Annotated in this window: 20 protein-coding genes and 2 pseudogenes; 12 read left to right on the forward strand and 10 right to left on the reverse strand. The window is 69.8% G+C overall.

Going from position 1 to position 21,202, the window contains the following annotated elements; genetic code table 11:
- Window positions 1-376 precede the first annotated feature (376 nt).
- Window positions 377-829, reverse strand: coding sequence for a TIM barrel protein (locus AB0K00_RS22620; protein WP_363523467.1), 453 nt, complete (start codon window positions 827-829; stop codon window positions 377-379).
- Between the two features lie 707 nt (window positions 830-1,536).
- On the opposite strand from AB0K00_RS22620, the gene AB0K00_RS22625 reads away from it, so the two are divergent.
- Both AB0K00_RS22625 and AB0K00_RS22630 read left to right on the forward strand, forming a co-directional pair.
- Window positions 1,537-2,550: an integrase core domain-containing protein gene (locus tag AB0K00_RS22625; protein ID WP_363523468.1), complete on the forward strand. Its 1,014-nt coding sequence runs from the start codon at window positions 1,537-1,539 to the stop codon at window positions 2,548-2,550.
- A gap of 115 nt (window positions 2,551-2,665) precedes the next feature.
- A complete protein-coding gene (locus AB0K00_RS22630) occupies window positions 2,666-4,948 on the forward strand; it encodes a hypothetical protein (protein ID WP_363523469.1) in 2,283 nt (760 codons plus the stop codon).
- 427 nt (window positions 4,949-5,375) lie between these two features.
- Here AB0K00_RS22630 and AB0K00_RS22635 read toward each other — a convergent pair.
- From AB0K00_RS22635 to AB0K00_RS22650, 4 genes and pseudogenes are all read right to left on the reverse strand, one after another.
- Window positions 5,376-5,471: pseudogene (locus tag AB0K00_RS22635) on the reverse strand (IS6 family transposase); the annotation flags it as partial.
- 130 nt (window positions 5,472-5,601) lie between these two features.
- Entirely contained in the window at window positions 5,602-7,071 is a 1,470-nt protein-coding gene (locus tag AB0K00_RS22640; protein ID WP_363523470.1) for a multicopper oxidase family protein, read from the reverse strand.
- Complete coding sequence (locus AB0K00_RS22645; RefSeq protein ID WP_363523471.1) at window positions 7,068-7,517, reverse strand: hypothetical protein; 450 nt, start codon at window positions 7,515-7,517, stop codon at window positions 7,068-7,070. The genes AB0K00_RS22640 and AB0K00_RS22645 overlap by 4 nt, the downstream gene beginning before the upstream one ends.
- Window positions 7,518-7,571: 54 nt before the next feature.
- The gene (locus AB0K00_RS22650; RefSeq protein ID WP_363523472.1) at window positions 7,572-7,970 is read right to left on the reverse strand and encodes a hypothetical protein; all 399 of its coding nucleotides are present in this window, start codon (window positions 7,968-7,970) and stop codon (window positions 7,572-7,574) included.
- Between the two features lie 167 nt (window positions 7,971-8,137).
- On the opposite strand from AB0K00_RS22650, the gene AB0K00_RS22655 reads away from it, so the two are divergent.
- Window positions 8,138-9,271 carry a histidine kinase gene (locus AB0K00_RS22655; RefSeq protein WP_363523473.1) on the forward strand — a complete coding sequence of 378 codons (1,134 nt, stop codon included), beginning with the start codon at window positions 8,138-8,140 and terminating at the stop codon, window positions 9,269-9,271.
- Window positions 9,268-9,939 (forward strand): response regulator transcription factor, encoded by a 672-nt coding sequence (locus tag AB0K00_RS22660; protein ID WP_363523474.1) that lies wholly within the window; start codon window positions 9,268-9,270, stop codon window positions 9,937-9,939. The genes AB0K00_RS22655 and AB0K00_RS22660 overlap by 4 nt, the downstream gene beginning before the upstream one ends.
- Before the next feature lie 64 nt (window positions 9,940-10,003).
- Here the strand turns inward: AB0K00_RS22660 and AB0K00_RS22665 are convergent, their stop codons facing one another.
- A complete protein-coding gene (locus AB0K00_RS22665) occupies window positions 10,004-11,371 on the reverse strand; it encodes a hypothetical protein (RefSeq protein ID WP_363523475.1) in 1,368 nt (455 codons plus the stop codon).
- A gap of 88 nt (window positions 11,372-11,459) precedes the next feature.
- On the opposite strand from AB0K00_RS22665, the gene AB0K00_RS22670 reads away from it, so the two are divergent.
- Window positions 11,460-12,032, forward strand: coding sequence for a hypothetical protein (locus AB0K00_RS22670; RefSeq protein ID WP_363523476.1), 573 nt, complete (start codon window positions 11,460-11,462; stop codon window positions 12,030-12,032).
- A gap of 9 nt (window positions 12,033-12,041) precedes the next feature.
- Here the strand turns inward: AB0K00_RS22670 and AB0K00_RS22675 are convergent, their stop codons facing one another.
- Window positions 12,042-13,130 (reverse strand): HEAT repeat domain-containing protein, encoded by a 1,089-nt coding sequence (locus AB0K00_RS22675; protein ID WP_363523477.1) that lies wholly within the window; start codon window positions 13,128-13,130, stop codon window positions 12,042-12,044.
- A 158-nt stretch (window positions 13,131-13,288) separates the two neighbouring features.
- Between AB0K00_RS22675 and AB0K00_RS22680 the strand changes: the two genes are divergently transcribed.
- From AB0K00_RS22680 to AB0K00_RS22700, 5 genes and pseudogenes are all read left to right on the forward strand, one after another.
- Window positions 13,289-13,885 carry a hypothetical protein gene (locus AB0K00_RS22680; protein WP_363523478.1) on the forward strand — a complete coding sequence of 199 codons (597 nt, stop codon included), beginning with the start codon at window positions 13,289-13,291 and terminating at the stop codon, window positions 13,883-13,885.
- Window positions 13,882-14,241 carry a hypothetical protein gene (locus AB0K00_RS22685; protein ID WP_363523479.1) on the forward strand — a complete coding sequence of 120 codons (360 nt, stop codon included), beginning with the start codon at window positions 13,882-13,884 and terminating at the stop codon, window positions 14,239-14,241. The genes AB0K00_RS22680 and AB0K00_RS22685 overlap by 4 nt, the downstream gene beginning before the upstream one ends.
- Window positions 14,242-14,432: 191 nt before the next feature.
- A pseudogene (locus AB0K00_RS22690) lies at window positions 14,433-14,768 on the forward strand (hypothetical protein); the annotation flags it as partial.
- Between the two features lie 392 nt (window positions 14,769-15,160).
- Window positions 15,161-15,451 carry an integrase core domain-containing protein gene (locus AB0K00_RS22695; protein ID WP_363523545.1) on the forward strand — a complete coding sequence of 97 codons (291 nt, stop codon included), beginning with the start codon at window positions 15,161-15,163 and terminating at the stop codon, window positions 15,449-15,451.
- A 26-nt stretch (window positions 15,452-15,477) separates the two neighbouring features.
- Window positions 15,478-15,906, forward strand: a complete 429-nt coding sequence (locus tag AB0K00_RS22700) for a hypothetical protein (protein WP_363523480.1) — start codon at window positions 15,478-15,480, stop codon at window positions 15,904-15,906.
- Window positions 15,907-15,955: 49 nt separating this feature from the next.
- On the opposite strand, the gene AB0K00_RS22705 is transcribed toward AB0K00_RS22700, so the two are convergent.
- Window positions 15,956-16,360 (reverse strand): hypothetical protein, encoded by a 405-nt coding sequence (locus AB0K00_RS22705; RefSeq protein WP_363523481.1) that lies wholly within the window; start codon window positions 16,358-16,360, stop codon window positions 15,956-15,958.
- A gap of 205 nt (window positions 16,361-16,565) precedes the next feature.
- Here AB0K00_RS22705 and AB0K00_RS22710 point away from each other — a divergent pair, with 205 nt between their 5' ends.
- A complete protein-coding gene (locus AB0K00_RS22710) occupies window positions 16,566-16,874 on the forward strand; it encodes a hypothetical protein (RefSeq protein WP_363523482.1) in 309 nt (102 codons plus the stop codon).
- Between the two features lie 597 nt (window positions 16,875-17,471).
- The gene (locus tag AB0K00_RS22715) at window positions 17,472-17,948 is read left to right on the forward strand and encodes a nucleotidyltransferase domain-containing protein (protein WP_363523483.1); all 477 of its coding nucleotides are present in this window, start codon (window positions 17,472-17,474) and stop codon (window positions 17,946-17,948) included.
- A gap of 490 nt (window positions 17,949-18,438) precedes the next feature.
- Here the strand turns inward: AB0K00_RS22715 and AB0K00_RS22720 are convergent, their stop codons facing one another.
- Complete coding sequence (locus tag AB0K00_RS22720) at window positions 18,439-20,355, reverse strand: SAV_2336 N-terminal domain-related protein (protein WP_363523484.1); 1,917 nt, start codon at window positions 20,353-20,355, stop codon at window positions 18,439-18,441.
- Between the two features lie 3 nt (window positions 20,356-20,358).
- On the reverse strand, window positions 20,359-21,144 hold the full coding sequence (locus AB0K00_RS22725; RefSeq protein ID WP_363523485.1) for an AAA family ATPase: 786 nt from the start codon (window positions 21,142-21,144) through the stop codon (window positions 20,359-20,361).
- Between the last annotated feature and the right edge of the window lie 58 nt (window positions 21,145-21,202).

Below are 21,202 nucleotides of genomic sequence, written 5' to 3' on the forward strand. Positions count from 1 at the left end.
ACTCCCCCGTGTTCCGGCCCAAGTGCAAGTGGCGGAAGCGTACGGCTTCGTCGATCCGTTGCGGGTGCCCGAAATCGACATTGGCAGAACTCTGCCAACCTTGACAGCGGGCCTTGCGTCACTCACCATTCGCCCTGCGAAGGCAGTACCAACCGGGGGGTCGGTCGTCATGGAATCAGCCGACATCAACGACGAGGAAAAAGCACTGCTATATCTGTTCATGTCCGATTTGCGGGATCATGAAATCGCATTGCGGATGTTCATCAGCGTGCGCACGGTGCAGCGCCGGCTGGAGCGTCTGATGACGCTCGCCAACGCGGAGACGCGGTTCGGGCTGGGTGCCCTCGCCACGAAGCTCGGGTGGATCGACCCTGAGTCAGCCCTGCTGGCGCGCGGAGGCGAGGAGGCCGCGCAGGTGGGCCAGGCCGTCCAGGCCGTCCAGGGCGAGCTGGTCCTGGGTCTCGGCCAGGGAGCGCCAGATCGAGGCGGCCGTCGCGATGGTCTTGTTGTCCGCCGTGAAGGACTCGATGCATAGCGCACCCGTGTAGCCGGCATTCTCCAGGGCGAGCAGGAAACGCGGCCAGTCGAGGTGGTCGCTGCCGGGGGCGCCGCGGTCGGTGCCGCTGACCTGGACGTGTTTGATGTGCGGGGCAGCGAGGGTCACGGCCGCGTAAGGGCCCTTCGCCTGCAGACCTTTCTGCCATCGCTTGCAGTCACCGATGCTGATGGAAGCCATCGCCATTGGCCCGAGAATGGGAAATACATGCAGCTCCAGGCGTTCCAGATATTTCTGGAGTGACTCCTCGCTGGCCGTCTCCTTGTCATCCAATACTCCCGGACTCGAACCCTGACTCCCTCGACGCGAAGAGGGCAGTTGCGTGCCAGCTCGATGTCCTTGGTTTACCCGGCGGGTTCAGATGCCCGCTCCGGCTCCCGCCCGGGTAGAGCCCAAAGAGCGGGCACGCGTGGCCGCCGCAAAACAAGCGGCGGCCACGGTCTTCCTCCCCCTACGGTGCGCGGCGGATACGGCGGCGGGCGGCAGCCAGGCTGCGGGTGGGATGCGGGGTCGTGCCAGCGTTGCGGTCCTCAACCAGCGGTTCGGTAGGGCCGAAGATGGCCGTCTCCATCAGTTCCGCAGCCTTGCGCGCGCTCAGGTCCAGGACGTGCGTGTAGATCTCGTCGGTCGTGCGCCCGCTCGCGTGACCCTGTGCTTGCCGAAAACGTCATCCGCCCTGGTCAGAGCCATACCAGGCCATTAGGGATCTTGACCCGTTCAACTGCGGCCGCCTGCACGCGTGGCAACGCCCATTGCGGGATAATGGCCCGTCGTGTTGCTACGACTGGCATACCTCGGCGTGACGAACGCACTCGCGATCCTGCGACTACTGCCGATGAACGACCGGGACAAGGACGCCGAGATCCTCTCCCTACGCCACCAGATCACGGTGCTGCAACGCCAGCTGGGCAAGGAGAGAGTGCGGTTCGACCCGACCGATCGGGCGTTCCTGGCAGCGCTGCTGCACCGACTGCCAACGGATGCTGCACGGGCTGCGGTTACTCGTCGGCCCCGACACCGTGCTGCGCTGGCACCGCGATCTCATCGCCCGTCGCCACGCGGCCGCCTCCCGACCCAAGCGCCCCGGCCGGCCACGCACGCTACGGTCCATCCGCGCCCTGGTGCTCCGCCTGGCGAAGGAAAACCCCAGCTGGGGCTACCGACGTCTCCACGGTGAACTACTCGTGCTGGGAGTCAAGGTCGCCGCGTCCACGGTCTGGGAGATCCTCCACCAGGCCGGGATCGATCCGGCACCCAAGCGGTCCGCCAGCACCTGGGCGGACTTCCTGCGTTCGCAGGCCAACGCCCTGCTGGCATGCGACTTCCTCGAAACGATCACGTTGACCGGGACACGAATGTACGTGCTCGCGGTGATCGAGCACACCAGCCGCCGGATCCAGGTCCTCGGCGCCACCGCCCATCCGACCGCCTCCTGGGTGGTACAGGTCGCGCGGAACCTTGTCATGGACCTCGAGGACGCCGGATCCAACGCCAAGTACCTGATCCGCGACCGGGACGGCAAGTTCCCCGAACTGTTCGACGCCGTGCTCGCCGACGCCGGTATCAAGATAGTGCTCAGCGGCATCCAGACACCCCGCATGAACTCGATCATGGAACGCTGGGTACGGACTTGCCGCCACGAACTGCTGGACCGGACCCTGATCTGGAACCAGCGGCATCTCCTGCACGCGCTGCGCGAATTCGAGCATTTCTACAACGGCCATCGACCGCATCAACCTTCACCTGGAACATCAACGGCCTCAAAATCCGCAGCGACGGTCTCCACTTCACCCCCGACGGCGTCAAACAAATCATCGCCCCCTGGCTCCTCCCCCAACTCAAAAAACTCGCCACCACCGCGTAGGCGAGCAAGCCCCGACCGCTCGGCGCGCACGCAACCGGCAAACACGTCGCACCGGCGTCAAACGCTCCCGTCGCGGCACGAATCCAGTTCCTGCGAACCGTCTCCGCCGCCGCACGGCCTTCGTTCGTGACGGGATGGGTTACGCCGTCAGGCTGACAGCCCGCTCGCGCCGGGCGCCACCGGACACCGCCGAGGAGATGATCTGGTTAAGATCCATGGCGTCTCGATCAAGGAGCGGCCGGACCGTGCATGAACTGCTTGTGGACCCACCCATCGCGGAGTCCGACCATGGTCCGGGCTGGTTCGCCCGCCGCTGCGCCGACCTGATGTCCCTCACGGTCGTGGCGGTCGTCGTCGCGATCGCCGCGCAACTGCCGGTGCTCAAGACGCACCTGTTCTACTACGAGGACGACACCGCAGCTGTCATCGTCTCAGGCTGGCGGATCATCGGCGAGCAGCTGCTCGAGGGTCGGCTGCCACTGCTGGACATCGACACGTGGCTGGGCGGAAACTTCGCCGGTGAGGCCCAGTTCGGCCTGTTCAACCCGCTGACCATGGGCAACGCCGTGCTCGTCGCGCTGCTGCCTAACCTGGCCGTCGCAACCAGCCTGATCAAGACCGAGTTCCTGGTGCTGCTCGCCGCGGGCGTCTACCTGCTGGCCCGCGAGTACGGCGCCCGCCGGCCCGCCGCCGTCGTCGTCGCGGCCGCGATGCCGTTCGCCGGATACACGCTGTACTGGGACTCCCACGCCTGGATCACCAACCTGCTCGCGTTCACGCTCACCATCCATGCCTGGTGGACGCTGCGCCGCTTCTCCCGCGGCCGGCTGCACCCAGTGGTGCCGCTCATCGCCACCGTGCTCGCCGCCACCTGCGGCAGCCCATACGGCGTGCTCGGCGTCGCGGTCGCCACCACCGCCGTCGTGGCCGAACGGCTGATCAACCGGCAGCTGCGGATGGCGATCGGGGCGGCCACCATCGGGCTCGCCGCCGGGCTGACGGCCGCCGTGGTCTTCCTGCCACTGCTCGGCATCCAGCCCGTCGGCACCCGCGGAGCCGGCGGCGTGTTCAACGACGGCCTGTTCGTGCCGTCGCTCGCGCACCTGCTCAACCTCAGCGCCCCCACCTACGTACCACCGCTGAAAACATTCGGCGGGCCAAGCACCCCGATGACCTACCTGGCGTGGTTCATCGTGCCGCTGCTGCCCTGGTTCGCCTGGTCGGCGCTCCGAAATTTCCGCGCCAACGCCGGCATCGCCGTGTTCGGCCTCGGCTACCTGGCGATGGTCATCGGACCGTCCAACCTGTGGATGTTCCGCTGGCCGGCACGGCTGATCGAATACTTCTTCCTCGCCGTTATCCTGGTCGTCGCGCTGCTGCTCAGCCCAGGCCTGCGCACCGACAACCCGCTGCGCCGGGCGGCGCTCACCGGCGGACTGATCCTCGCCCAGACGTACCTGGTCTGGGCCAACCGGCCCGACCATGCCCGCCGCGCCGCCGAGGCCGCCGCTGTCGTTGCCGTGCTCATGCTCGCGGTGGTCCTCGCCGCCAAGCACCGAACCAGACTGCTCGCACCCGCGCTGGTTGCCGGAACACTGGCGATGCTCGCGCTGCAGCTCAACTGGTTCCCACAGAACAAGGACATGAGCGCCTGGCGGTTCCCGCACGACGTGGCCCAGATGCGCGCCGACTTCGCCGACCGCGCCGAAGGCAACACCCTCGCCGTCGCCGACCAGTTCAGCCTGTCCCGCAACGAGAAGCAGCCCAACCGGGCCTGGAAAGAAGTCCTCCTCGGCAACCTGCCCCGAGTCGCCGGCATGCGCAACCTCGGCTCCTACACCGGCATGGGCAACGTGAAATACGCCGAGGCCCTCTGCATGGGCTACGACGGCGGCGTCTGCGACCAGGCCTACCAACTCGCCTTCGCCACCGACCCAAGCACCGGCGCGCCCCTCGCCGACCTGCTACGCCTGCAAACAGTCACGCTCGTCAACCGCAAAGTACCCGGCACTCAGCAGCCGACCCCCGACCTGCTGCGCGACCAGCCCTACGCCTACGACCTGACCAAGACACCACCCGGCTGGGAGCACGCCAAACGCGGCACGATCAGCACCGTCATCCGCCGGACCGGCACCCTGCCACACCCCGGCGGCCGAGTCTCCTGGACCGCACCCGAACTCACCGTCACCGCAGACCAAGCCGGCGCACAATCCGAAACCATCCAATACACCGGCAAAGGCCGCATCATCCTCGCAGCACTCGCCTGGCCAGGCTGGCACGCCTCCGTCGGCGGCGAATACCTCCCCGTCCACAACGGCCCAGCCGGCCTCGTACAGGTCGACCTCCCCGAACGAACCACCACAACCACACTACGGCTCTGGTTCATGCCAGCCGGCCTCCGCCAAGGAGTCCAGATCCTCGCAATCGGCGCGCTCATCGGCGCCAGCTACTGCACCCACCACACCATCCAGACCCGACGACGCCGCACCCGCCCAATCAACCCACTCACCGCCGGCCGCCCGACGTGATCATGGCCGCGGACCGACTGTACTGCGCTACAACCTCTACCGCGCCGCTAATCGAGGGCAACGGCAGGAGCCGGCTGTGCATGGCGGGCGTCGACCGTGCAGAGGGTCTGGGTCGATAGCGCCCGGGCCGTGATGCGCGCGGCGCAGTAGGGTGCCTTTGCATCATCCGGGTACAAACCCATGTGAAGCGCTGCAGGACCCGGCCGTTCGGGCCTGCGGGAACGGCCGGAGCCGCCCTACACTTCGCGATGATCACGGGGCTGTCCCCGGCGGTCGATGCTGCATGGGGAGGAACGTTGTCGTTCGCGCTCACGCGACGCTCCGCCATCCTGGGGGCCGCGACCGCGGCCACCGCGGCGGCGGTACCGGGGATCACACCCAGGCAGAGGGCGGCGCACGCGTCACCGCCCGGCCAGACCGGCAAGATCACGTCACGGTAGGACAGGCCGTAGCGCAGGTACAGCCGGACCGCGACCACGATCACCTTCGGCGGGAACCGGAACCCGGCGAACGCTGACTGCAGCGGTGAGGACAACCGGCGGCATAGAGACTTCGCTGCTCAAGCCTGCCTCGATCATGCGAACGGCGAATGCAACAGAGCCGCATCGGCCGGTGTCATGCCGCGCGTTCCGCAGGACGGTGCGGGGCCGGACTCACTCAGGGTGGTTGTGCCCGTCGCCGCCGATCCGGAACGGGGTGGTGACGCCGGTGTACGCGAGGTGCGCGAGGAGTCCCTCCGCCGCGTGCGGCAGGTTGTGGCAGTGGTCGACCCAAACTCCCGGGTTGTCGGCGAGGAACGCGATCTCGTAGGTCTCGCCGTCAGCGACCTCCAGCGAGTCCGTCCACCACGGGCTGCCGGTCGCGGCGACGCCGTTGCGGCTGAGCACCACCGCGTGATGGCCGTGCAGGTGCATCGGGTGCGTTTCGCCGCTGCTGTTGGCGATCGTCATGCGAACGACGTCTCCGCCGCTGACCATGTACATGGGCACGTCCGGGTACATCCTGCCGTTGATCGTCCACCACAGCCCGGGCCGCCCGTCGAGGAAACCGGGGCGCCGCCCGATGCGGTACTCGAACCGCCGTGTCGCGGCGCCCGGGTCGAACCCGATCGGGGCGGGCGCGCCGTACGACAGCGGGTCGACCGACGCCTTGGGTTCCACGGTTGCCGAGGCCGCGGCGCCCTCGGGACCCACCACGAGCGCCGTTCCCGCACCGACGTCGACCCGCACGGCGCCGCCCGTGTCCGGTACCGCGAACTCCACGTCCGCTCGGCCACCGGCAGGCAGGACGAGCGCGGCGCCGGTGACCGGCGGCGGTGCCGTGGTGTCCCGGCCGTCGACGGCGACGACACGGTACGCCGCGTTGGACAACCAGGCGCGCACGGTGCCCTGGTCGGTGTTGACCAGGCGGACCCGGACGGTGCTGCCCGAGGCGGCGACGACCCTCGTCTCGCCCGACCGCCCGGCGATCGTGCGTCGCCCGGCGTAGGTGTGCACCAGCGCGAGGTGGTCGACGGCGGCGGGCGGGCCGGACGGCGGGCCGACCACGAGCGCGCCGAACAACCCGAGCCGCACCTGCTCGTGCGAGACCTGGTGGGAGTGGTACCAGTAGGTGCCGGCGTCCGCGGCGACGAACCGGTACACGTGGTCCGCGCCGGGGGCGACCGCGTCCTGGGTCACGCCGGCCACGCCGTCCTCCGCGTTCGGCACGTCGTAGCCGTGCCAGTGCAGGGTGACGCCGTCCGGCACCGACTCGTTGACCAGTCGTACCTCGACCAACTGTCCCTGTCGCGCACGGATCTCCGGGCCCGGTGAGGCGTGGTTGAGCGTGTACCCCGCCAGGCTACGGCCGTCGGGAAGGTGGATCTGCTCGGCGCGGGCCACCAGCGTGACCGACACGTCGGCGGGCCGGTCGCGTGGGCCGGTGAGGGCGGTGACCGTGGCGCCGCCGTGATGCATGGCGGCGTGGCCGGTGCGGTCGCCGCCGCCGTAGTCGGGATGACCCATGTCCATGACGGAGTACGTGTCCGGCGTCAGGCTGCCCTGCCACCACCAGCCCAGTGGGCCCAGGATGGCCAGAGCCGCCGCCACCGGTGCGGCGGCTCTCCACTGCCTGCGTTTCACGCGTGGACCGCGCTCGGCGCGACGACCGGCTGCTGCGCGTCCGGCCCGACGGCCCGCTTCACCCGGTGCGCGGCGAAGAGCGCGGTGACCAGCAGTGCCACGGCGTTGAGGCCGTGCAGCGCGCCGACCACCGGCGCGCTGAACGACACGAACGCCAACGCCACCTGCAGCGCCGTCAGACCGAACGTCGAACCCGCCCATTTGACGCCACCGGGGATCTTGGCGAAGAGGGACACGATCAGCAACGTCAGCGCGATGAGCGGGGTGACCACCATGCCGTTGATGGCGTGTGTGAGGTGTCCGGGGTTGGGGCCCGCGCTCTTGTCGAAGACTCCGCCCGCGTCGATGTCCTGAAGAACGGCGAACCAGGCGTAGGCGACGCTGGCCGCCTGCACCAGCACCCCGGTCGCGACCAGGTAGGCGAACAGTCGGTAGGTGGATCGCATAGCTCTGTCTCCTTGAAAAAAAGTGTCGGATGAACTCGGATCAACCCGGATCAACTACGAGCGGAAGTGGCGCCGGCTCGCCGGCAATGCGACCAGCCCGGCACAGACCGCGGTCACGGCCAGGAACACCAGTGCGGCCGACTCGCCGAACGCGATGAGCTTGAGCAGGCCGAACGCGGTCTGCGCGCCGAGCAGGACCAGCACCGTGCGCACCGTGCGCGCGGAGCCGCGGCCGAGGCGCAGCGCCGTGACGATGCAGGCGAGCGCCATGACCGGCGCCCAGACGGCGGCGATGTAGTCCTTGCCGGACAGCGGCGTGATGATCGAGAAGACGATCGTCGCGACGAGTTGGAACGCGCCGAGCGGCACCAGCAGCAGCAGCTGAGCGCCGCGGACGGCGATCGGGACCCGCCGGCCGGCGGTGCCCGGCTCGGCGGTGGTGGTCGTGGTCATCGGTACCTCCGGATCGAAACGGCGTGTTTTGTCGACGACGATCGTGCGGCCTGAAGCGACCTCCGCTCATCGACCCACGGGCGGAACCACCGCCGATCCGCCGGGGTGAGCGCCGGCTCAGCCCAGGGGCTGATGACACACCGGCGCCGCCCGCCTACCGTGGCCACGTGTCACCCTGGCGCCGGTTCGCACAGCTCGGGACCACGGACAGGGTGGTCGCGACGGTCCTGACTGCCGTCGCGCTCGCGCAGGTCCTGGTGTTCCTGCCGATCGCCGCCCGCCCGATCGGCGCCCTGGTCGCCGTCGGCACGACCGCGCCGATCGCCTGGCGCCGCACCCACCCGGTGGTCGCCGCGCTCGTCGGCTCGGCCGTCTGGCTGATCCCGACCGACGGATACGTCCTGGTCGGCTACGTCGCCGCGGTGCTGCTGTTCTACGCGGTGACCGCGCACGTGACCGACCGGCATCTCGCGGCCGCGACGGTCCTCATCGGGACCATCTTCGGCATCGCCGGCTCTGCCGGGCAGCAGGAGGGGGTAGGGGAGTACGTCGGCGCCGTCCTCGCCGTCCTGGCCCCCGCCGCGGTCGGGGTGCTGGTCCGCCGCCAGCGCCGGCAGAACCACCGGCTAGAGGAGCTGACGCGGCACCTGGAGCAGGAGCGCGACCGGCGCGAGCAGGCCGCGGTCGCCGACGAACGCGCCCGCATCGCCCGCGAGCTGCACGACCTGGTCGCCCATGCGGTCAGCGTCATCGCCCTGCAGGCCGACGCCGCGGAGGCGGCACTCGAGCACGACCCCGAACTCGCGAAACGGCCGATCGCGGTGATCCGCGGCTCCGCTGTCGAGGCGCTCACCGAGATGCGCCGGCTGCTCGGGGTCCTGCGCACCGACGCCGGCGACCTGGACCGGGAACCGCTGCCGGGGCTGGCCCAGCTGCAGGCGATGGTGGGCCGGGCCCGCGCCGGCGGCCAGACGGTGGAGCTGGCCGTGGACGGCACGCCGGTAGTGCTCCCGCCGAGCCTCGACCTCTCCGCGTATCGCATCGTGCAGGAGGCGCTGACCAACGCGACCAAGCATGCCCCCGGCGCACCGGTGTCGATCAGCCTGTACTGGCTGCCCGGCGCGCTGCAGATCGAGGTGACCGACCGCGGGCCCGGAGCCCGCGGCGTGCCCTCACCCGACGCGCACGGTCTCGTCGGCATGCGGGAGCGGGTGCGGATCCACGGCGGTAACCTGCAGGCCGGCAACGCCGACGACGGCGGGTTCGCAATCCGCGCGCTGCTGCCGATCGAGGCGGCATGACCAGCGTCCTCATCGCCGACGACCAGGACCTCGTCCGCTCCGGCCTCCGCTTCGTGCTCGAGGTCGCCGGCCTGGAGGTGGTCGCCGAGGCCGAGAACGGCGCCGAGGCGTTCGCGCAGGCGGAGCGCCTGCGGCCGGACGTGGCGCTGATGGACGTCCGCATGCCCGGAACCGACGGCATCGCGGCGACCCGGCGCATCGTCGACGCCGGCCTCGACACGAGGGTCCTCATCCTGACGACATTCGACCTGGACGAGCACGTCTTCGCCGCCCTCCAGGCGGGCGCCAGCGGCTTCCTGCTCAAGGACGTCGGCCGCCGGCAGCTGGTGGAGGCGGTACGGGTGGTGGCCGCCGGCGACTCCCTGTTCGCGCCCACCGTGCTGCGCCGCCTGGTCATGCATTACGTCAGCCGCCCACCGGCCCCGGCGCCGTCCGCCGCGCTCGCCGACCTGACCCCGCGCGAACGCGAGATCCTCCAGCTCATCGGCCGCGGCCTGTCGAACACGGACATCGCCGGAGAGCTGGTGATCTCGATGGCCACGGTGAAGACCCACGTGCGGCACCTGTTGCAGAAGCTCGCGCTGCGCGACCGTGCCCAGGCGGTCGTCCTCGCCTACGAGACCGGCCTGATCACGCCGGGCACTGCTGCGCCTGAGCGCCCTGGCTGAGCACCTTGCCTGAGCACCTTGCTTCGGGCTCGCGCAGCAGTGCGACCACATGTGGCAGCGCAACCTACGAGCCGGCGGCCGTCTCGACGAACATCCATGCCGAGTCGGTACCGCGCACCCAGATGCGGCCGTACGCGACGGCGATCGAGGCACCGAGCAACCGGCGGTCGCCGGGGTTCGGCCGTGGCACCAGCGGGCTGTCCGGCAACGGGAGCCGCCACACGACCGTCTCCGGCGCGGAGGTGGACACACAGACCAGCTCGGTCGAGCCCGCCAGCAGCAGATGGGTGGCGTCCACGTACGCGATCACCGGCGGGTCCCGGCGCGCGATGTCGCCGCCGCCACCGAGGTCGATGTCGACGGGTTCACTGCGGCGCGGCCACGGCCCGTCCACGAGGATCCGCTCCAGCCGGTAGCGCCGCTCGCCGTCGACGACCACGGCACAGACCATCGCGGGGCCCTCGGCGATCGCGACGACCTCGCCACCCACCGGGTAGCGCCATCGCTCATGCCCGTCGGCCAGGTCGTAGCCGATCAGCTCCTCCCCCGGCACCGGATGCTGCCGTTCCCAGGCTCGAGCCAGGTCGTCGAGGTCGGGCTCCACGTCGAACTCCGGCTCGCGCGCGACGATCGCCTCCTCGCGGACCGCTTCCGCGGCGAGCCGGCGCCCGCGGTCCACCAGCACCGCCGTGTCGCCCACCACCGCGCCGAACGAGCGGGCCCGCCGCGAGAAGATCTGGCACGGCGGCAGCCGCCACCGCTCGCGGCCGTCGGCGATCGCCCGGCCGACGATCTCACCCCCGTTGTCCTGGCCCGGTGCGGTCTCGGTGACGGCGAGGTCCCCGGCCGCGGCGAGGGCCCGCTCCGCCGCCTCCCAGCGCAATGCTCCTGTCGCCAGGTCCCGGCACTGCAGGTGCCAGGAGTAGGCGCGGTACACCCACGACGCGAGGTAGGCACCGGTCCCCACGGCGAGCGGCTCCTGCCACAGCTTGACGCTCACATCGGCGCCATACACGTCCAGGGCCAGCTCCCGGCCGTCGGCGAGATCGTCCGCGCGCAAGATCTGGCCGTCCGCATCGATCAGGTACACCGTGAACGACTCGTCCCACTGGTAGACCGGCAGCAGGACGCGGGCGTCCGGCAGCGGGCGCGGCACGCCCACCTGACACCCTTCCGCTCCCCGCCACCCGAGCGGTACCCGCACCCGGAACCGCTCCACCGCCGAGCGGGCGTCCAGCGCGATGAGCGCCGGCACGGTGCCGGCCCCCGAGTCGCACGCGGCGCCCGCGGCGGCGAGCAGCAGCCCGCCGCCGACCGCCGGCGGCAGGTACGACTCGTGCCAGGCGTCCGGCAGCGGCACCGTGGACACCAGCTCCGGGCGCCGGGCCGGACAGTGCCGCTCCCCGTCCGCTCCGCCGCCGCGAGCCCGCATCCCCGCACCGTAGCAAGGGGTCGCTACGGTCGATGACCGGTACTTCCCACCGAGAGGCGTAGATCGCATGAGCGATGGGCATCGAGCGTTGGCCGAACAGCTGAGCCAGGCCGCGCAGACCCGGTCGGTGACGTTGCGCGACGTCAGGCTGGAGCCCGACTCGTACGATCTGCTGCGCACCGACACCCGGTTCGCCGACGTGGAGCGGCTCACGCTGCACCACAACCAGCTCGGCGACCGCGGGACCGCGGCATTGGCGGCCAACCCCGCATTGACCGCCGTGACGCACCTGGAGCTGGTCGGCAACGCGGTCGGCCACGACGGCATCCGCGCACTCACCAACAGCCCGCTGCGCACCACCGTGACCCGGCTCGACCTCAGCGGCAACCCGGTGACGCCGGAAGGCTTCGAGGCACTGGCCGACGCGTCGATGCCCGCCCTGCGGGAACTGGTACTGCGCAACGTACGCTGCGGCGGGCTGGGCGCACTGTTGCGCACGGCGGCCCTCGACAGGCTCACCCTGCTCGACCTGTCCGAGAACGACATCGCCGACCACGACCGGGAGTACGCCGACTGGGGCGGCCCGGTGGTCTACACGATCCCGGCCGACGAGGTGTGCGTGGAACTGCGCCTGCGGCTGGGGTACCGCCTGGATCTGTGACGCCCGCGCCTACTCGGCGCAACCGGACGCCTCGGCAAGAACACGCAGCGCGTTGCGGCGCCCCAGGTCGGTGGGTTCGGCGGCGGCCCGCTCCCGCAGGAGGTCCACTGTGGATGGATCGACGGGCCACCGGCGGACCAGTGTCTCCCACGCGCCGACCCGCACGGAACCGTCCGGGTCCGCGACGGCCCGCTCGCGCAGCATCGAGCGCACTTGCGGGTCGGCCGTCCAACCGGCGGCGAGGGTCTCCAGGCACGCACGGCGCACCAGCGGCGACGGATCGTCGAGCGCGCGTTCGCGAACCAGCGCCATCACGCCGGCGCGGTCACGCCACAGGCCGGGACGGTACTCGTACGGCGGCGAATGCGGGGCCGACCCGGCAAGCACGTCGATCGCGCACCGGCGGACCTCCGCGGCCGGGTCCGCGACGGCGCACCGGCGCAGCACCGCTTCGGTGCCGGGCGCGTCGGGCCAGCCGTGGGCCAGCCAGTACGCCGCCTCGTGCCGCACCGCGCCGTGTCCGTCCTCGCGCACGCGCCCGCGCACGTGCGCGCCCGCCCGCGGATCGCCCGGCCACAGCCGGGCCAGCGAGTCGACCACCTGCCGGCGCACGTTGTGGTCGGGGTCGGCCACGCCGCGCTCCAGCAGCCACGCAACGGTGCCCGGTTCGTCGCGCCAACGGCTCGCGTACGCGGCGACGGCCTGGCGGCGAACGTAGCCCTCCGGGTCGTCGACTGCCCGGACCCGCACCAGGGGCCGGACCCGCGGATCGGCGGGACGCAACTCCGCGAGCTGGACCAGCGCGGTACGCCGTAGCCGCCCTTCATCGGCACCGGTCGCCAACGCGAACAGCCACTCGACGGTCTCCGGCTCTGCACGACCGCGGTGGGCGATGGTTTCGAGCATCGCGTCCCGGACGTCGCCGTCCGGATCGCCAAGGGCGCACACGCGCAGCAACTCGCGGACGTCGGGGTCGGCGAGCCAGTCGCGAGCCAGGATGCTCAGCGCCCGATGGCGATCCCACAACTCCTCGGCCAGGAACGCCTCTTCGAGCAGAGCATCCCGCCGCGCGTGCGCGGCCTCGTCCGCATCACCCACGTACATGAGGGTAACGGCCGCGCCACAGCCGCGACCCGCGCCAACGGCGGGACGCATCGCTGCCCCGATCCACCGACGATCATATCGATGGATCGGGGCAGCCAGCGGTCGTCCGCGAGGTCGGGGCGGAAGCCGGGGACGGAGGGCAAGCGACGTGAGTGCGAACACCTCAACGGCCCGATCGTCCTGGTCTGGGACGGGCCACCGGCACACAGGTCCTGCACCGCGGGCTCCGCGAAATCCTCGCGCACCACGTCATCTTCCACACCAACCGGGCGGGCATGTCCGTGCCCGACCTGTCCATCATGGCGGCGCTGGCGATGACGGACATCTTCGGCTTCCCCGTACGACCGCACCGTCGGCGTCTGGGACGTCCCCAGCCCGTGGCTGCAACAGCTCGCCCCGTCGGGCGGCTCGTCGTGCCGCTGCGGCTACGTGGGGCGGCGTCCCGCTCGATCGTGTTCACGCGCGACGACACCAGCGGCACCTGGCGCAGCATCGACAGCCAGCTGGCGGTGTTCATGCCGTTGCGCGGCGCCCTCGACGACGCCCGCCGCACCGTCGAACTCAACCCCGAGGACGACGTCACCCTCCAGGTCAACAAGGACCAGCCCGTCGTCGGCGACCTGCTCAGCGGCGTGCTGAGCAGCGCACCGCACACCGTGTGGACCGACGCGATCTTCCCCCGAACGTCCCGTTCGAGTGGCTCGACCTGTGGCTCGCGCTGCGCCTGCCCGGCTCGATCATGCGGATGAACACCGCCAAGGCCGCCATCGACCGTGGCGTGGTCTCGCCCATGTTCCCCACCTGGGGCGCGATGGCCACCACCGAGGGCCCGAACCTGGCCTACCTCACCCTGCGCCGGGCCGAGCCCGTCGACGGCGAGAACCGCTACGAGGTCGGCGTCGTCGGCCACGGCCCCGGCGGCGCAGCCCTCGCCGACCACGTCGCCGGCGAGGCCCAGACCTGGGACACGCACTACCGCGGCCGCACCGTGCGGTTCGAGCTCGGCGACCGGCACCTCACCTCGGTCTCCGACGCCGGCACCCCGGAAGCGGGCCGGTTCGTGATCGCCCGCCCCAACCACCCGATCACCGTCATCTGGGAATAGCCGACGGACGCCACCGGGCCGACCGCCCGCCGGTTCCCGCTCGTCGCCCGCACCCGACCCTGTCGGGCTCGTAAATCCGGTTGGGGCTGTGACGTGCGGTTTTGTGTGGAGTCTGCCCGGCGGTACTAGCGGCGACAATCGAGGTCATGACCGCTTCGCTGGTGTACCTGCTCCTACGCCAGATTCTGCAGATGCTCACCCAGCTCGCCCGCGACGGCGGAGCGAAAGACGTCGAACTCCTCGTGTTGCGCCATCAGGTCGCGGTACTACGCCGGCAGGTACACCGCCCAGACCTGCAGCCCGCCGACCGGGTGGTGCTGGCCGCGCTGTCGCGACTGCTGACCCGACCGCAATGGTCGGCGTTCTTCGTCACCCCGGCCACGTTGTTGCGCTGGCACCGGCAGCTGATCGCACGGCACTGGACCTATCCGCACGCACGACCCGGCCGGCCACCCATCGACCGGGAACACCGCAACCTAGTCCTGCGTCTGGCCGCGGAGAACCCGACCTGGGGCCACCGCCGAATACAGGGCGAGCTGGCTCGCCTTGGCTACCGGATCGCGGCCAGCACCGTCTGGAAAATCCTGCACCGGGTCGGCGTCGACCCGGCACCACGCCGGACCGGACCCACCTGGCCGCAGTTCCTGACCACCCAGGCCCACACGATCCTGGCCTGCGACTTCTTCACCGTCGACACCGTGCTCCTCAAACGCAACTACGTCCTGTTCTTCATCGAACTCGCCACCCGCCAGGTCCACGTCGTCGGCGTCACCGCACATCCGACCGGTAGCTGGGTCACGCAGCAAGCACGGAACCTTCTGATGAGCCTCGAGCAGCGGGCCGACGGCTGCGGTTCCTGCTCCGCGACCGGGACACGAAGTTCACCGCCGCCTTCGACACGGTCTTCACCGCCGCGGGTATCGACGTACTCCGCACACCGCCACAAGCGCCGAGGGCGAACGCCTACGCGGAACGCTGGGTCGGCACCGTCCGACGCGAGTGCACCGACCGGATCCTCATCGCCGGCGAACGGCACCTGGCCAGCGTCCTAACCGAGTACACCGCCCACTACAACAACCACCGGCCACACCGATCACTCGGCCAGCAACCACCCAACCCGTCACCACAGATCGTCGACCTCAACGCCGCCCGGGTCCAACGACGCCCGATCCTCGGCGGGCTGATCAACGAATACACGCAGGCAGCGTAGCCAAACCGGATTTACGAGCCCTACACGTGGCGCGGCGGGTCATCACGTTCCTGGAAGACCGGCGGGTCCTGTTCGGCCCGCGAGTCGTCGAGGACGAGATGGAGTGCGTAACGTCCGCCCTGGCGATCCGTACATTCGCAACCGAGCAGATTTCGTTGGCGAAGGCCGGCGGACAGGTTGAGCAGTTGCTGCGCTCGATCCGGGCGGCGTGCCGGCGGTTCGTCGATCGCGCCGGACCGGACGCGCGCAACTTCCGCCACGCCGACGGCGACCTCGGCGGCGTCCACGCGATCGACCAGATGAGTCTGGCGCTGGGCGACCTGCGCACCATAATCGGGTTCGCTGTCGCCGCTCTGGCCGACGGCTTCGACCTGCAGGTCGAGGATGACCTCGCGCAGATCCTGCCGCCCGCCGACGAGGACGACCCGAACTGGCTGCCAGGTTTCGACGAATGACCTTAGTCGGGCACGGCCGGGGCGGCAGGGGGCAGCGCCGTCGAGCGGGTCACTGATGGGCGGACAGTCCTCTGAGCTGGCGATACGCGCGGGTTGTGACCTCGTTACGGAGGTAGGCCGACGGCGCGAACCCGTCGGCCACTGCGGTGAGGACCTTCTCGGTGACGCGATTGCGTGCTCCGGCGGTGGCAGCGGCCCGGAACTCGGCGTTGGTGACCAGTTCGCGGACGATGCGGTCGAGGTTGGCCTGGACTGCCTGGTAGGCGGTAGCGGCGAGCGTTTCGATCTGCTCGTCGGCGATGCGCAGCGCTTCCCAAGCGACCGAGTCGTCGGCCGCCGTGTCGAGCGTGCTGATGATGGTCCTGCCGACTCGTTGCCGGACGCCGAGGCGTGCCGCCCGGAACTCTGGGTGCTGCAGCAGCGTGTCGGCCAGGTCGGCGATGCGTGCGGCCACCTCCTCGTCGGTCAGCGCGCGGCGCCTCGAGTAGGCGTCGACATCGTCGGGGTTCGCCGCGGCTAGCAGCCCTCAGCGTGGTGTTGAGCACCTCGGCGGCCGCGTCGTCGCTGAGGGAGTTGATGGCGTCGGCGTGGGCGCGATGCAGCGCGTCGGCGTGGACGTTGAGCCACCTGTCGAACCAAGCGGTCGACCGTTCCTAGAAGTGGACGACACCGTTTGCGGCGAAGGCGACGTCCACGCATCCGACCCCGCCTTTATGGGCGGCGAACCTGGCGGCAGCCCGGACATGCTCATTGCCGCGGGTTGGGTCGAACGGGTCAGCATCCAGATAGAGCACGCCGCCGAGGGTCGCGGCGAGCGTGAGGAATCCGTCCAGGGGGACGCGGTCGGCGTTGCAGCGGACCTGCAGTCCGCAGTCGCGGTCTGGGTTGCCGGCACGATCGTGAGCCTGCGGTCGTCGGCGAACCGGGCCGGCGCGACCGATCAACATCTACCGCGAACGGAACGCTAACGGATGGCATCCCGCAACACTGACAGCACTTGATTTTGCGTCAAGTGCAACGTGCTCAAAAGGGACTAACCTGGCGTTGAAGAGGGCATTCTGCCCGGTTTTGACCGAGTTCTTGTTAGCACCACCGTTAGCGCGCGCTAACAAGAACCGTCCAATGTGTACATTCTGAGCTTGAATATTCCCAGCTCACACTGTCGGGACGGCGGGATTCGAACCCACGACCCCTTGACCCCCAGGCTTGCAACGGCTCCACTGTGGAGTGACGGCTCATGTCGGCCAGTGTTCCCACATCCAAGTGACCTGCCCAGATTAACACGGCTGCGTGTTGACCTGTATTGCGTCATGCTTCCATGTCCGCCTCGAGTTGATCTCCGCTGTGAGCGCGTTGTTAGCGCCCTCCGATCAAGTGCCGTTCGTGATGCTGCGTCCACGCTGGACTTGCGCGCCACCATCACGGGCCCTTTGGGCGCATCACCTCGGCCAAATGCTCAAGGTCGCCGAAAGCGCGCCGTGCTGGAAGACTCGTCCGGTGAAGCGCGAACGAGCCATCCAGCTTGTCGAGCAACTGCTACAACGTCTCGACGCCGAACACCACGCATGCCGACGAACCTGACTACCGAGGTGTACCTCTTCGGGTCATTCGCCCGCGGCGCTATCGAGCCCCACGACATCGATGTGGCCATCGAGATGGACAGGGACGACCGTTGGGTCGCCCACACGGTCCGCTCTCTCAGTTCAGGTCGCAATCCGCAAACACTGATCCGTCGAGCTTTGGTCGGCAACCGCCGCAGCTTCGAATTTTTGTTCGACGGCGCGGCGCAGGCAGACTTCCCGATGACCTTGCTCTGGCGGCGCGGTGAAGCCATCAGTATCGCCGCCCAGCGCCTCCACGCCCTGCTACCCGATCCCACCGCGACCCGAGCACCTCGCGACGCGATGCTGCCCCAATTCGAAGGACTCGACCGCTGGCTCGATCGACCCGCACGCGAGCATCTCACACGCACAGGAATGCTCGCCGCCTTGCGAGTTGTTCCCTTGAACACCGAACTGCTCAACGGGGCCGACAGGAGCTGAGCCGCGCGGACCATCCATCGGTTTGTCCTGCACACCGACGTCACGATCCATCCACGAACGACTTTCAACCTGTTGGGCTCATAACTCGGATCAGGGCTGTGACATGCCCACCACCCCGCGTCCTCGCCGCCCAACGCCGCGAACGAGCCTTCGCCACGTAGCTCGCCGGACGATGCGGCGTCCTATGGATGTCGACCCGACACCCCAGGTGCCGGAGTGCCCGCCGATCGGCGGGGGCGTGGTCCTGTGCCGCCAGATGGCTGCCCGACGTGTTCATCAACCGGTTGCTCTTGCTGCCGCGTCCCGAGCGGCAGTTGACCGAGCGGTACGACGGTTACCAGCCCGCCGCGCCTGGCGGGTGAGCCGTCCTGTTATCCGAAGACGCGACCGCCTCGGAGGCATCCTCCACGAGTACGAGCACGCGGCCTGACCAGCACGGACAAGATTTTCGGCGAGGGCAACGCCCCGCACGGCCGGTAGTGCACGCGCCCTACCGGCCGCTGGCGCCGTCGCGCAACGCCCGACGGATGTCGGCGATGAGCTTCAGGGTCTCTTCCGCTCCCAGGCCGCTCACCGCGGCCAACCGCTGCCGCAACGAGTGGACCTTTCGCTGTTGGTCGCGCACTATCGACGCCCGGTCCGAGTCCACCACTTCCCAATCGGCGGCGAGATCGAAGAGTTCGGAGCCGAGCCTGTCGAGTCTCTCCAGCAACGCCCCTGTATCGCGTTGGTCCTCGATCGTCAGGTCAAGCGTCGCCTGCAGCCCTCTGGCGCGCGTGATGCCACTCGGCCGGGGCTGCGCTCGATCGTCAGCGGGGACGGGTGGCCTGTGGTCCACGATGCCGACGGGGTGCTGATCGGCGGTCGGTTGTGGAATCCCGGGCAGCACGCGTAGAGCGTCGAGCGCGGCCCGGGCGAACGGCAGGACCTCGGCGGGTATGTTGACGAGGCCGTCGGGATCGTGCATCGCCGCGAGGAAGTTCGGCGGCGAGTCGTGGTGCTCCGCGACATACTTAGTCAGCGCGTCATACACCCGCCAGACATCATTCCCGCGCAACTGCGACATCAGCACGGCCTGCACCCCGGGCCGGAACTCGAGGTAGGCCCGGCCGGTCCGGTCCCGCCCCGCCGACATCAGGCCACCGGCAACCAGCTCCGCGACGTCGCTGACGGTAGCCTCAGGGATCAGCTCCTGCCGGATGGCGTTGAGAACCGGCAGCGTGATGCTGGAGTAGGGCGCGCACAGGCGGGCCAGTCGCTCGGCCGGGTCGGTCGCGATGTGCTGGAACGTCTCAACCAGCTCCGGCCCGGTGGGCTCCGGCACGGGCGCGGCGCGTTCGCTGGCCGGCCACCGACCCGGTGCCATCAGGACCGCGTCGCAGCCGTTGGGGTCGTTGCGCATGAGTGTCATCGCCCAGCGGCGCAGCAGGACCGGCGTCAGTCCCGCGGCCGGCAACGGCATCACCTCGGCCGGCTCGGCGCCCTGCGGCAGGGGCGGCATCCGGTACCGCAGCTGGCCGTTGGGGGTGCCCACCCCCGAAGGCGTCACGGCGACCGCCGGCAGGCGCAGGCCGCCTCGCCGCCACAGGCGTACCGGCAGCGGGTTGAGCAGCGCGGTCGGAGTGGAGGACGCCCAGGTGCTCAGGACCCGCCACACGTGCGGAGCCCGCCATCCGCGTGCCGCACAGTCGGACAGGATCAGGATCAGCGTGCGCGCGTCGGTCGACCGTATGAGGTTGAGGCCGCAGCCGCGGCCACTGCCGTCCTGCAACGTCGCGGTGTCATCGCCGACCGTCAGGTGCAGGACGCTCACCTGCCGGAACGCTCCGACCTGGGCGAGGAGGCCGCCGAACTCGGTCGCCACCGACTCCCATGCGGCCATGGTCGCAGAGTCGTCGATGACAAGCGCGACGTCGAACCAGCGCTCGGGTGCCTGCCTGAATACCGGGTTCAACTGTCGGGTCTCGGCATACGCGCGGACCGTGGCTTCGATGTCCAACTCGACCGGACGTCCGGCCCGCCAGGGGCGTTTGAGCGGCCGCAACGCCCGGATCAGGTCCATCGCCCGGGGCAGCGCGCGCGTGCTGTGCAGGCGATGCAGCGTCGCGTTCGCCGGTTCGGCCGGATCCCAGGTGTCGTACAGGTTGGGCTGCGCGTCGCTCGACCCCGGCGGGGCGTTGCCGGGTTCGGGTGCCGGTGCGGGTGCGGGCTCCGTCGGCGGCTCGACGCCGGTTGGCTGAGCCGTCGGGGTACCCGGCTCGCCAGGGAGGGTCTCCGGCTGGTCCTCGAGTGGTACGGCACCCGCGGCCGCCGCCGGTCTCCCCGCGGCCAGCCAGACCGCTTCCGCGAAGGCCGTGGCGTCCAGCTCCGGGAAGGCGGCCACGATCGGCGGGATGTGATCGTCCACGGTTCAGGCCCGCGACAGGTTCCGCATGGCGAGGTCCAGCAGGCGCTGGCGTTGCTCGCCCTGTGGTGCGTCCTGACCCGCGAGCAGGAAGATCGCGCTCAGCAGTTGGTCGACGGCCACGGTGTCACCTCTGGACAGCCGGCCGAAGAATTCGTCGACCAGCTCCTTTGCCGGACCTGTCGTGGGGTCAAGGTTGAGATGGGCCCGCACCACCTGCGCGACCAACTCGTGCTTCGGCATGGGCATCTCGTACCGCACGCAGCGGCGAAGGAACGGCGCGGCGAAGTCGCGTTCGCCATTGCTGGTCATGACGATGAACGGAAAAGCCGTGCAGCTCACCCTGCCATCGGTCACGGTATGGGTGTCATCGCTCTTCCACAGGCGCACCCGGATCTCAGACTGCTCATGTCGGGCGAGTTCGGGGATCTCGTACTCGCCCTGTTCCAGGACGTCGAGCAGGTCACCCGCCAGGTCCAGGTCGCTCTTGTCGATCTCGTCGATGAGGAGCGCTCGAGGGTGTTGCGCCGGGACGAGCGCGGTGCCCAGGGGGCCGAGCCGGACGAACAACGAGATGTCATCGTTCTGCTTGAGCTGGTTGGCGTGGATGCGCCCCAGAGCGTCGTACCGATAGAGCGCCTCGGCGAGGGTGCTCCGCGACGTGATGTGCCAGCGCAGCACCTCGCCCAGCCCGAGTTCCGCCGCGACCGAGTCGATCACGGTCGACTTGCCGGAGCCGGGCAGTCCGGTGATGAGCAGCGGCCGGCGCAAGCAGAGGGCGGCGTTGACCACGTCGACGAGCCCGTCAGGAGGTTGAAAGACGAGGCCGAGCGACCGCCGGGGAAACGTC

The organism is Dactylosporangium sp. NPDC049525 (assembly GCF_040676755.1).
Lineage (GTDB): Bacteria > Actinomycetota > Actinomycetes > Mycobacteriales > Micromonosporaceae > Dactylosporangium.